At 35.8% G+C, this 12,517-nt stretch carries 9 protein-coding genes and 1 pseudogene; 7 read left to right on the top strand and 3 right to left on the bottom strand.

Going from position 1 to position 12,517, the window contains the following annotated elements; genetic code table 11:
• Positions 1–2 precede the first annotated feature (2 nt).
• Positions 3–341, top strand: a pseudogene (locus BUC09_RS14945) (MerC domain-containing protein); the annotation flags it as partial.
• A 48-nt stretch (positions 342–389) separates the two neighbouring features.
• Positions 390–611 carry a GDCCVxC domain-containing (seleno)protein gene (locus BUC09_RS14940; protein ID WP_035118559.1) on the top strand — a complete coding sequence of 74 codons (222 nt, stop codon included), beginning with the start codon at positions 390–392 and terminating at the stop codon, positions 609–611.
• 83 nt (positions 612–694) lie between these two features.
• Here the strand turns inward: BUC09_RS14940 and BUC09_RS13860 are convergent, their stop codons facing one another.
• Genes BUC09_RS13860 through BUC09_RS13850 form a run of 3 tightly spaced genes read right to left on the bottom strand, consistent with a single transcriptional unit; the run spans position 695 to position 3,567 of the window.
• A complete protein-coding gene (locus BUC09_RS13860; protein ID WP_035118373.1) occupies positions 695–1,921 on the bottom strand; it encodes a hypothetical protein in 1,227 nt (408 codons plus the stop codon).
• Position 1,922: 1 nt separating this feature from the next.
• Complete coding sequence (locus BUC09_RS13855) at positions 1,923–2,363, bottom strand: Rieske (2Fe-2S) protein (RefSeq protein ID WP_023579474.1); 441 nt, start codon at positions 2,361–2,363, stop codon at positions 1,923–1,925.
• Position 2,364: 1 nt separating this feature from the next.
• Positions 2,365–3,567 carry a di-heme oxidoredictase family protein gene (locus BUC09_RS13850; RefSeq protein WP_035118371.1) on the bottom strand — a complete coding sequence of 401 codons (1,203 nt, stop codon included), beginning with the start codon at positions 3,565–3,567 and terminating at the stop codon, positions 2,365–2,367.
• Between the two features lie 122 nt (positions 3,568–3,689).
• On the opposite strand from BUC09_RS13850, the gene BUC09_RS13845 reads away from it, so the two are divergent.
• The 5 genes from BUC09_RS13845 (at position 3,690) to BUC09_RS13825 (ending at position 12,099) form a co-directional block, all read left to right on the top strand.
• Positions 3,690–4,016, top strand: a complete 327-nt coding sequence (locus tag BUC09_RS13845) for a DUF6660 family protein (protein ID WP_234972663.1) — start codon at positions 3,690–3,692, stop codon at positions 4,014–4,016.
• A gap of 98 nt (positions 4,017–4,114) precedes the next feature.
• Complete coding sequence (locus tag BUC09_RS13840) at positions 4,115–8,434, top strand: CusA/CzcA family heavy metal efflux RND transporter (protein ID WP_023571593.1); 4,320 nt, start codon at positions 4,115–4,117, stop codon at positions 8,432–8,434.
• 11 nt (positions 8,435–8,445) lie between these two features.
• The gene (locus BUC09_RS13835) at positions 8,446–9,714 is read left to right on the top strand and encodes an efflux RND transporter periplasmic adaptor subunit (protein ID WP_023571592.1); all 1,269 of its coding nucleotides are present in this window, start codon (positions 8,446–8,448) and stop codon (positions 9,712–9,714) included.
• A gap of 16 nt (positions 9,715–9,730) precedes the next feature.
• Positions 9,731–10,096, top strand: coding sequence for a DUF3703 domain-containing protein (locus tag BUC09_RS13830; RefSeq protein WP_035118369.1), 366 nt, complete (start codon positions 9,731–9,733; stop codon positions 10,094–10,096).
• Positions 10,097–10,107: 11 nt separating this feature from the next.
• Entirely contained in the window at positions 10,108–12,099 is a 1,992-nt protein-coding gene (locus tag BUC09_RS13825; RefSeq protein ID WP_023579472.1) for a heavy metal translocating P-type ATPase, read from the top strand.
• Positions 12,100–12,517 lie beyond the last annotated feature (418 nt).

Here is a 12,517-nt window from a genome sequence, read left to right as displayed (position 1 = left end):
AAATGAAAATAATTAATAACATTGATAAATTAGGTACGATTGGACTTTTCTTCACAGCACTATTTTCGCCTTGCTGTTTTCCGCTATTTGCATTTGGTGCTTCAGCTCTTGGACTCGGCAGCTTTGAATTATTTGGTGGATGGACGATGTGGATTTTTCAAGCAATGGTTTTAATTTCAATTGTTGGCTTAATCATTTCTTACCGTAAACATCGTTGCGTGTATCCTTTATTAATAGCAATACCAAGTGGAATATTAATATTCTTCGCATATTATTTTAGTAAATCGGAAAATGCAGTCTATTTAATTTATTCTGGTATGCTTGGGCTTTTTATTGCTACAATAGCAAATTATTATCAAAATAAAGTTCAGGGTAATTGTAATACCTGTATTTCGTATGGAGGAAAAGAGGTTGAATTAAAATCTACGATTACTTGTCCCAATTGCGGGCATAAAAAGGAAGAAATGATGCCTACTGATGCATGTCAGTATTTTTACGAATGTGAAAAATGCAAAACAGTATTAAAACCGAAACAGGGTGATTGTTGCGTTTATTGCAGTTACGGAACTGTAAAATGTCCACCCATACAAGCAGACGGAGATTGTTGCTAGCAAAATTTATTAGTCATGGGAAAAACATAGTTAATTTGCATGAAAAACTTTTCTGATCTTGGGTGATTTTCATGCAAATCAGACTAAAAATAAGTGGAAAACCCAAATTGAATCCCAGCTGTCTTCGAAGGATCATTACCAAAAATATCTGTTTCCCAAATATAGCGGTAATTCATTCTGAAAACCGTTTGTGAAGAGGGTCTGAAACTGATTCCCGGAGTTATAGCCATTACATCATCGTGGATATTCTCGTTAGTTTCTTTAAACGTTCCAACATTATAATCTGTGTATTCCATTCTAAAAGCCAAATTAAGTGTGCTGTTTTGCCAACCCAATACATCGCGCTTTAAAATGGGTTGCACAATATCGATAAAGCCCCCTTTTTGTTTTGAGCCAAATTGTTGAGTATAGGTGTCAGGAACATCTATATAAGCCCAAACCCATTCCGTATTGATGTATGTTTTTAGTTTCGGGAGCACTGTGTTAAAATCCAATGCGAATAAGTCCACTCTACGTTTTTTGTCAATTTGAATACCGTCTTCCTGAAATTTGTTGTACACACCACCCATCCAAGAAATACCAAATTCACCTATTTTTCTGTGTTTTAATGCAGTCTTGGCGGTAATCAATGGTACTCCGTTAAAACTTTCCTCAAAGCGTTCTTTATTTTCTTTTGAAGCAGGAAGCCATGTTCTGTTTTCGGTATTCGATATAATCGTATCATCAAAACCATTGGAGAAATAACCTTCATACGCCCAAACCAAATTATTTTTGGCATACTTTCCGAAAAAACCAAAACCAACATTACTCCATGTAGATGGGATTATGGTTGTTGAAGATATTGGACGGTCAATGAATTCCCATTTTGGACCGTCGTGATTTTGGTTGAAAGAGCCAATAGGGTTCATAATAATACCACCACGCAAATTGAATAGTGGATGTAACTCCACATCAAGCGAAGCAAATTCAATATTTATTTCTTTTCCGCCTTCTTCAAACTCAATTTCCGATAAAAATTTAATTCGGTTTCTGATGGTGGATGAAACAAATAATGTCATTCTCGGCATCTGAAAAGACATACCTTCTGTGACTCCATCAGTAGCAAAATAACTCGTATTGGCTTCAACATAACCACCTATGGAAATGGGAAGTTTCCCTAATTTCAAAAACGGACGTGCATAAACTGCATCCATATTCAAAGCTAATTTTGTAGTGTCTTTTTGTGTCGTTACGACTTTTGTTGAATCAACCTGTGCCAGTACTGAAAAATTAAAAAATAAGATTAATACAGTTATATATAGTGATTTCATTTTAGGATAATTGAATGTAAATGTTTTGTGCATCGGTTTGCACTTTAAATGCGGTTAATTGTTGTTCTGCGGGTCCTTGAATAACCTCACCGTTTTTACCAAATTCGCTTCCATGAGCTGAACAGGTTAATACATCACCATTAACGGTAAGTTCGGCTCCTTGATGAGAGCATCTTAACAAAAATGCTGAATAAGTATCATTTAGGTTTTTGTATATGATAATCGGATAGTTGATACCTTCTATTTTGCTAACAACATGATTTCTGTAACGAATGGTGTCGTTTTTGATTATTTCAAATTCTTTTTTAGACACAATCAATCGATTGCCTTGAACATTTGTAGAAGCATAATGAGTTGTTCCACAACTTTGCATCATCCCAGACAATCCAAAAACTCCTAAACAGGAAAAGCCACAAATCTTTAAAAATTCTTTTCTGTCCATACTATAAACTTTCAATGAATTTTATCAGTTTTTGTTTTTCACCCGATGTTAATTGCTGGTACGCATTTTTACTGCTGTTAGCTTCACCGCCGTGCATTAAAATTGCTTCTTCAATACTTCTGGCTCTACCGTCATGCAGTAAAAAATATTGTCCACCTTGCGATTTTTTAGCCAGCCCAATTCCCCATAAAGGCGGAGTTCTCCATTCGCTTGTTAATGCAGTTCCTTCTGTATAACCGTCGTTTAAGCCACTTCCCATATCGTGTAACAGTAAATCGGTATATGGGTAAAAAGTTTTGTTGGATAAACTGGCAATATCACTGTTTGGTGTTGTCCATTGCGGTTTATGGCATTCTGCACATTTTAAATTTGAGAATAAAGCTTCACCTGCTTGAACTTCAGCATCATTTTGATTTCTTCGTTTGGGTGCTTTTAAGGTTCTCAAGTAAAACACTACACTGTTTACTGTTTTGTTTGAAACTTCAGGGTCAATTTCTAATCCCGAATAGGTGTCGATTGGAGAAAAAGAAGAGGTAATTCCCATGTCCTGATTATAGGCATTAACGGTTTGATGCAACAAATCGATAGCTGCCGCTTTTTTTCCGTAGCGACCAATGTATTTTCCGTTAATTTCCTGATGAAACCATTTTGGCAAAAAGAAAGCTGGAGGTGTAATATAGTTTGGTACACCTGAAATTCCATCTCCATTATTATCATTGGGGTCTGCATTTGCTAAAATTTGTGCATCGGTTAAAGCGGCTAAAAAACCTAAACCTGTATTTGCAGGAGGCATAAACTTAGCTGAAGTAGCTCCCGCAGGAATTTGCTCTGGTAAATACCCCGGTAAGGCTCTGTTTTGCAACTGTGGCGCACCCAAATGCATGAATTGATTACCTGTGGCATCTGTTTGTCCAAATCGGGTTAAAGTAGTAAAAGGATGTCCTTTTCCGTCCCCCGCATGACAGGACACACAACTGGTAGAAACAAATAATGGTCCCAAACCTGTTTCGGTTGTAAATACTTCTTCATTGAAAGCAACATCACCTTCTAAGAATTCTAACATTTCCGAAGAAGTCAATCCTTCAACGGGCCCGTCTAAAATTTCTTCATCGGCAGGAGCATCTGTTAATATATCTTCACAAGAGGTTAGGGTGCTTATCCCTAAAGTCATAACAATTAAAATTAGATATGCCTTGTTTTTCATTTTTATATATGCTTAATATTATTTTTAGGCAAAGCTAAAAAAATATTTCGAATCGCATCAAATTGCATTAAAAAAATAAAATGTGATTAGTTCATATAAATTTTATTGCTATTTTTACACTCGTGAAATGGTTAAATATCATATTATCAATTTATTTAATAGTCTTGGCATCTATGCCTTGTGCTGATATGGAAGTAAATAGTGCTGGGCATTCTTTGGAAGCGCATCGGGCTGACCATGACAACCATTCACACGACAAGAGTAAAGATTTGTGTTCGCCTTTTTGCATTTGCAATTGCTGTGGAGCGCAGGTTTTGAGTTACTTTCCTTCCATCAGTTATGATTTTCCTGTAATTTCTACAGTTATAAAGACCAAAGAGCCATTTTATAAGCCAGTTTTTGCTTCCTATTTCTTTGGAAGTATTTGGCAACCTCCTCAAATAGTATAATGATGCCCGAGTAATTTCGGGTTAGAAAAGTGTGTTTTAATCACATATAATGGCAAGTACTTTAATTTGCTAATTTCTAATTCATTACAATATTTTCAATGTTAGACAAAATAATACAATTCAGTATAAAGAATAAATTCATTATACTATTGCTAACCTTAGTCCTTATAGCGTGGGGTAGCTATTCTATTAAACAATTACCGCTTGATGCTTTGCCTGATGTAACCAATAATCAGGTACAAATTATTACTACTGCGCCCACTCTTGCCAGTCAGGAAGTGGAGCAATTAATTACCTATCCGTTAGAGCAATCCGTTAAAACCATCCCCAAAGTAATTGAGTTACGAAGTATTTCTCGTTTCGGGCTTTCGGTAGTTACGGTTGTTTTCAAAGACGATGTAGATATATATTGGGCAAGGGAACAAATTTTTCAACGATTAAAGCAAGCCGAAGAAAATATACCTGACTATGCTGGTTCGCCTGAATTGGCACCAATTTCAACAGGTCTTGGAGAAATTTATCAGTATGATGTATATGCTAAAAAAGGGTATGAAGATAAGTACGATGCCATCAAATTAAGAACCATTCAAGATTGGATAATTATACCACAATTACAAGGTATTGAAGGCGTTGCTGAAGTGAGCACTTGGGGTGGAAAATTAAAACAATATGAAGTTGCAGTTAATCCAAACACACTCAATAGTTTAGGCGTTACTATCACTGAGATTTTTGATGCGTTAGAAAAAAATAATCAAAATACTGGTGGTGCCTATATTGAAAAAGACCAATACGCTTATTTCATTCGTGGTGTGGGTATGGCAACGGGCATCAAGGATTTAGAAAATGTAGTAGTCAAAAACCGAAATGGTGCTCCTGTTTTAGTGCGTGACGTTGCAACAGTACGTGAAGGTATTGCATTGCGATATGGTGCCTCTACAAAAGACGGTAAAGGAGAAATTGTTTGCGGTTTAGCATTAATGTTAAAAGGCGAAAATTCCAGTGCTGTAGTGGAAAGAGTGAAAGAAAAAATGGTTCAAATCAATAAAACGTTACCTGAAGGAGTAGTTGCCGAAGCCTTTATTGACAGAGGTAAATTAGTAGACAACGCCATAGGAACGGTTACAAAAAATCTATTGGAAGGAGCTTTAATCGTAATTTTTGTACTGATATTATTTTTAGGAAATCTTCGTGCCGGATTAATCGTAGCTTCCGTAATTCCTTTGTCAATGCTTTTTGCAGTAATCCTGATGAATTACTTTGGTGTGAGTGGAAACTTAATGAGTTTAGGTGCAATCGATTTTGGTATCATTGTCGATGGGGCAGTTATTATTGTCGAAGCCACAATGCACCATTTACAAAAACTCAAAAGGCAAAAGGATTTAACCCAATCCGAAATGGATAGCGAGGTATATAAATCTGCTTCAAAAATCAGAAATAGTGCAGCATTTGGGGAAATAATAATTCTTATCGTATATCTGCCAATATTAGCCTTAGTAGGAACAGAAGGTAAAATGTTCAAACCAATGGCAATGACAGTAGGTTTTGCAGTTATTGGAGCATTTATTTTATCATTGACTTATGTGCCAATGATGAGTGCTATGTTCTTATCGAAAAATACTGAGCATAAATCGAATTTTAGCGATAGAATGATGGCGTGGTTCGAGAAGATATATACCCCTTTTTTAGAAAAAGCATTGCAAATTAAAAAATCGGTTTTAGTAATCGCATTAGGATTATTTGCTTTGGCTGTAATAACTTTTCAAAATATGGGTGGCGAATTTATTCCAACCATTGAAGAAGGCGATTTAGCCATTAATGCTACCATTATGACAGGTAGTTCATTAACCCAAATGGTAGAAACAACAACCAAATATGAGAAAATTCTAAAAGCAAAATTCCCAGAAATTAAAACCATCGTTACCAAAATTGGAAGTGGAGAAATCCCAACCGACCCAATGCCAATTGAAAGTGGCGATTTGATTATTGTTTTGAAAGACAAATCTGAGTGGACATCTGCCGATAATTGGGAAGATTTAGCCAATTTGATGAAAGAAGAAATGGAAGCTATTCCTGGGGCGAATATCGAAATTTCACAGCCTATTCAAATGCGTTTTAACGAATTAATGACGGGTAGCCGAAGCGATATAGCCATTAAAATTTTTGGTGACGATTTAGAAGTTTTAGATACAAAAGCCAAAGAATTGATTTCTAAAATAAATAAAATAGAAGGTATTGGCGATTTAAAGGCTGATAAAGTAACCGGACTCCCACAAATAACTGTAAAATACGATTACAATAAAATTGCATTGTATGGTTTAAATATTACTGATGTCAATAAAATTATTCGTTCCTCGTTTGCAGGGGAAAGCGCAGGAAAAATCTATGAAGAGAGTAAGCGTTTTGATGTTGTGGTTAGAATGGATGCAGCCAACAGAAGCGATATTACAGACGTAAGCAATTTGTTTATTCCATTGCCAAATGGTCAGCAAGTACCACTATCCCAAGTGGCTGCCATTAGTTATGAGCAAGGTCCTGTACAAGTTTCTCGTGAAAATGGAAAGCGTAGAATAACAGTTGGGTTAAATGTTCGTGGTCGTGATATAAAAAGTGTGGTAGAAGAAATTCAGCAAAAACTGGAAACCAATTTCAAGCTTCCTGCGGGTTACTATATTACTTATGGCGGACAATTTGAAAATTTGGTTGAAGCCAATAAGCGTCTTTCAATAGCGTTGCCCATTGCATTAGGACTTATCATGGTTTTACTGTTTTTTACATTCAACAGTGTGAAACAGTCCTTGTTAATCTTCACCGCGATTCCTTTATCAGCGATAGGTGGTGTTTTTGCGTTATGGCTTAGAGGAATGCCTTTTAGTATTTCAGCAGGAATTGGATTTATTGCTTTGTTTGGTATTGCCGTTTTAAACGGAATTGTATTGATTTCCTATTTCAATCAACTAAAATCAGAAGGTATAACCGATCCGTTGCAACGTGTATTAATGGGGACAAAAACAAGACTTAGACCTGTGTTAATGACAGCGGCAGTGGCTTCTTTAGGATTTATGCCTATGGCATTATCAACCAGTGGCGGTGCCGAAGTACAAAAACCATTGGCAACAGTAGTTATAGGCGGTTTGTTCTCGGCAACATTACTGACATTAATAGTATTACCAATACTTTATTTATTATTTGAAAACGGAATGAAAATAAGAAAATTTAAAAAAAGACAACCATTTGTAACCCTTTGGTTTCTATTGATTAGCTGTGTAGCATTATCACAAAACAAGCAAACGGTAACTTTAGACCAAGCAATTACCTTAGCCAAGAAAAGCAATATCGATTTAAAAATTGCCGATAAAGAAATTGAAAAACAAACGACGCTTAAAAAAGCGGCATTTCAAGTAGATCCTTTGCAAGTCCAATACCAAGGCGGACAGTTTAATAGTGTTGATTATGACCATAATGTTTCTGTTCAGCAATATTTCCCAATTGGTAAAATCACTAAGGCAAACAGACAATTACAGGAAGAATTGGCAAAATTAGCTGAGAAAAGAAAAGCCTTATCAGAATACGAAATTGAAAAAGCGGTAACATTAGCTTACTATCAATATTTGTATGGTGTTTCCATTCAAAAGTTAAACAACGAATTGAGTGACATTTATATCAAGTTTTTAAAAAATGCTGAACTTCGTTTTCAAACAGGTGAAAGTGGTAATATAGAAGTCATAAGTGCCAAAGCCAAGGTAAAAGAAATTGAAACCCAAAAATTACAGTTGGAATACGATTTGGCGGTGTATCAAAAGCAGTTACAGTATTTTATCCAAACCGATGAAAATATTGTTCCTGATGCCGCAACTCCGTTAAAGTATGAAAAGAATGTTTCAATTGCCGAGGATAAAGTGCAAGGATTGGTAAACGATTATTACACCCAACAAATTTCAGTTTATCAAAAAGAAGCCAATATTTTCAAGGCAATGAGAACACCAAAATTAGGATTAGGTTATTTTGGACAGACCATCGATACAAAATCTTATTTCCAAGGATTTACGGCGGGGCTACAAATTCCACTTTTTGGAGGTGTAAATTCGGCTCGTGCCAAGGCTTCAGAAATAAGTGTGGTACAGGCACAACTGGAATTAGATAAAAGTAAATTAGCTTTAAAACTGCAAAAAGAAGAATTGAAAAGCGAGTTCGATAAACAGAACAAAGCAATGCTGTATTATCAAAATGAAGGATTGCAATACGCAGACCAAATCATAACAACGGCACAAAAAAGTTATGCCAATGGCGATATGAGTTACTGGTCGTACATCAGTTTTTTAAATCAGGCAATCGATATAAAAAAGCAAAATGCCGAAGCGGTAAATGCTTATAATCAAAGCGCTATTCAATTGCAATTCCCATCTTTTAGCAATAATTAATACTCAACAAAATGAAAAATATATTTTTAAAAATAAATTATAATCTGGGTTCGTTCTTCAATCTCTTTGTTCTATTTTCTTTTCTCTTTTTTCTAAATTCTTGTGGCGAGAAGAAAACCGAAGAAGCCCACGAGGAAGAAAAGTCAGAAACCGAAGTAGCGTTGACCGAAGCGCAATTCAAAACCATTGGTATTGTAACGGGTAGTATTGAAATGAAAAATCTTAATACCGTAATTAAAGCTAACGGATATACAGCAGTTCCGCCACAAAATATGGCTAATATTTCAACTTTAATAGGAGGCGTTGTTAAAGATATTTATGTGTTAGAAGGTACATTTGTTGCAAAAGGCAAAACATTGGCAACCATTCAAAATCTTGAAGTTACAGAAATGCAGGAAGATTATAATTCTGCCATTGCTAACATTGAATACCTGCAATTGGAATACAACCGTCAAAAAACATTGAGCGATGAAAATGTAAATCCTCGCAAAACATTTCAGGAAGTAAAGTCAAAATTAGCAGTTGAAAGAGCAAGAGCACAAGCCGCTAAAAATAAACTACAAGCATTACACGTAAGTTTAAGCGGAAGTACTTCACTTATTCCTATTGTTTCTCCAATTAGTGGTTACGTAGGTAAAATAAGCATAACCAAAGGCGCTTTTGCAGAAACAGGAGTGACACTTTTTGAAGTGGTTGACAATAGCCAAATGCATTTGGATTTGAATGTATTTGAAAAAGATTTAGGCAAAATTTCAGTAGGTCAGGAAGTCGATTTTGTTTTAACCAATCAATCCAACAAATCCATCAAAGGGAAAATATTCGGTATTAATAAATCCTTTTCTAATGAAAGTAAGTCGGTAGCCGTACACGCAAAAATTAATCCAAGCGATGCTAAAGATTTAATTTCAGGAATGTATGTAGCTGCTAATATCAATATTACCAATCAAACGGTTCAGGCATTGCCAAAAGATGCCATTGTTAGAAACGGAGATAAATATTTTATTTACATTCAAGAAGAACACAGCGAAGAAGCACCAAAAGCTAAAGTAGAAGAGCATATACACAAAGAAGGCGAAGCCCATTCGGAACACGCAGAAGGCGAAGAAGAAGGACACAATGAAATTCACTTTAAAGCCATTGAAGTAGTTCCTGGCACTACAGATTTAGGTTATACCGAAGTCAAATTGGTTGGGGAAATTCCTGCGGATGCAAAAATAGTAATCAAAGGGGCGTTCTATCTATTAGCAACTTCTAAAGGAGGTGGAGAACACGAACACTAACTAATACTTTAATGTTATGAAAATTAACACAATAATGCCAAGTATTCTAATTCCTTTTTATAAAAAAGAGTTAGAAGCATTCAAGGACAATTTACAGATAGATAACCTAAATATGGCTTGGTATCACTTAGAGCGGGCGCACATTATAGGGCAAAAGTATCCTTATGAGCATTCCTATGTGCATTGGAAAATGTTGCAATTTGGCTTTAAAATAAAAAGTACCAGAGAGGTAATCGGACAAATACCAAGATTACTCATTGGAGGCGTTAAGTCATTTGTAGGTCATATTCCGGTGGGTAATACAGGTGGTTCAAATGTGCCACCATTAAAATCGATGGAAATACCAAAAGACATTCAGGAAATTATCAATGCTAATTCTTAAAATAATCCAATATGGAACATCAGCATAAATACGATGCAACAGGTAAGCAGCTATGCTGCACACTTGAGGATAAAATAAATCACGAAAGCGAGAAGCATTCTGATGACGATGGTCATAATCACGAACATTCGCACGAAAGTACAAGTACTTTTAAAATGTTTGTCCCGGCGATTATAAGCTTTACATTGTTACTTGTGGCAATAGGTTTTGATAATTATTTTACTCAAACTTGGTTTAAGGGTTGGGTGCGAATTGGGTGGTATATTTTAGCTTATATTCCTGTCGGTTTACCGGTAGTAAAAGAAGCCGTAGGAAGTATGCGCAAAGGCGAAATATTTTCAGAGTTTCTATTAATGAGTATTGCAACTATTGGAGCATTTGCTATTGGTGAATACCCCGAAGGTGTTGCGGTAATGCTATTTTATGCCATTGGAGAAATATTCCAAACATTAGCCGTTACAAGAGCAAAATCCAATATTAAATCGTTACTTGACCAGCGACCGGATGAAGTAACCATTCTTGAAAATAAGATGGCTAAAATCATAAAAGCTTCGGAAGCTAAAATTGGAGATATTATTCAGCTTAAAGCAGGGGAGAAATTGGGTTTAGATGGTGAACTGCTTTCTGAAACGGCATCCTTCAACACAGCGGCTTTAACAGGAGAAAGTAAACCCGATACAAAAAGTAAAGGCGAAACAGTTTTAGCGGGAATGATAAATCTGAATACTGTTTCGCAAGTAAAAGTAACCACGGCATATACAGACAGTAAGCTAAGTAAAATTTTAGAATTAGTACAAAATGCCACCGCACAAAAAGCACATACAGAACTATTCATAAGGAAGTTTGCCAAAATTTATACGCCTATTGTAGTGTTTTTAGCTGTTGCTATTTGTGTTTTGCCAATGCTGTTTGTTGATAATTATGTTTTTAGTGAATGGCTATACAGAGCTCTAGTATTCTTGGTTATTTCGTGCCCTTGCGCTTTAGTAATCAGTATTCCGTTAGGATATTTTGGAGGAATTGGTGCAGCCAGTAAAAACGGAATCCTTTTCAAAGGAAGCAATTTTCTTGATGTAATGGCAACTATTCAGAACGTAGTAATGGACAAAACCGGAACAATGACCGAAGGCGTTTTTAATGTTCAGGAGGTTGTCATTAAGCCAGAATTCGATAAAAATGAAATTTTACGAATGGTCAATGCACTTGAAGGACAAAGTACCCATCCTGTTGCTACAGCTATTCATCAATTTGTTGGAACAATTGATACATCAATAGTTTTGCAAAATACAGAAGAGATATCAGGTCACGGATTAAAAGCCACTGTAAACGGCAAAGAATTATTGGTTGGTAATTTCAAACTGATGGACAAATTTTCTATTTCGTATGATATTGATCCAACAAGTATTGTTTATACTTTAATCGCTATTGCATACGATTCTAAATTTGCGGGATACATTACCATTGCCGATAGTATCAAAGAAGATGCTCAAATTACCATTGAAATGCTCAAATCGTTAGGTGTCAAAACAACAATGTTAAGTGGCGATAAAAATACAGTGGTACAATTTGTAGCTCAAAAACTCGGAATTGTCAATGCCTTTGGCGATTTACTTCCCGAAGACAAGGTAAACAAGGTAAAAGAAATTAAGTCTAAAAAGGAAACCGTCGCTTTTGTTGGTGATGGTGTAAACGATGCTCCGGTAGTAGCTTTAAGTGATGTAGGTATTGCTATGGGAGGATTAGGAAGCGATGCCACCATAGAAACGGCTGATGTAGTGATACAAGACGATAAACCAAGTAAAATTGCAATGGCAATCAATATTGGGAAACAAACTAAAAAAATTGTGTGGCAAAATATTGGATTAGCATTTACCGTAAAAGCGATTGTGCTTATACTCGGTGCAGGAGGTTTAGCCACGATGTGGGAAGCCGTTTTTGCCGATGTAGGTGTGGCTTTATTGGCAATCCTTAATGCGGTTCGGATTCAAAAAATGAAATTTTAAGTGTTAGTTATATTATTCAAATGAAAGAGATGTTTGCTGTAATAAGTAAGCATCTTTTTTTTTGCATAATAGTCATTATCTCATTCAGCTACACAAAAACTGTCTTTAGTCCAAGTATTCCTAAAGCAAGTTCTTTGTTTGCTTCATTTCGCTAATTTCCTTAAGTGTAATTATTAATCGTTTCATTTATTATGTGAGTAGCTCAGTAGAATTATTTGCCAACGCTCTAAAAAAAATACTGTCACAGTTTTTAGTACAAAAACACATATGCTTCGCAACTTGTGCCAGTAATTTTTTTCCCCAAGCTGTGTTACATAATGCAGTCTTATAGTTCATGCCAGACCTAGTTATTGTATTTTTGGAAAGCCAAGCACTATAAGATGTCATTATGTAAAACAGCCGCGCAGGGTAGTGGCTC

It is taken from the genome of Flavobacterium terrae (genome assembly GCF_900142035.1).
Lineage (GTDB): Bacteria > Bacteroidota > Bacteroidia > Flavobacteriales > Flavobacteriaceae > Flavobacterium > Flavobacterium terrae.
The sequence above is the reverse complement of the archived record's forward strand: the minus strand, read 5'-3'. Positions and strand labels throughout refer to the sequence as shown.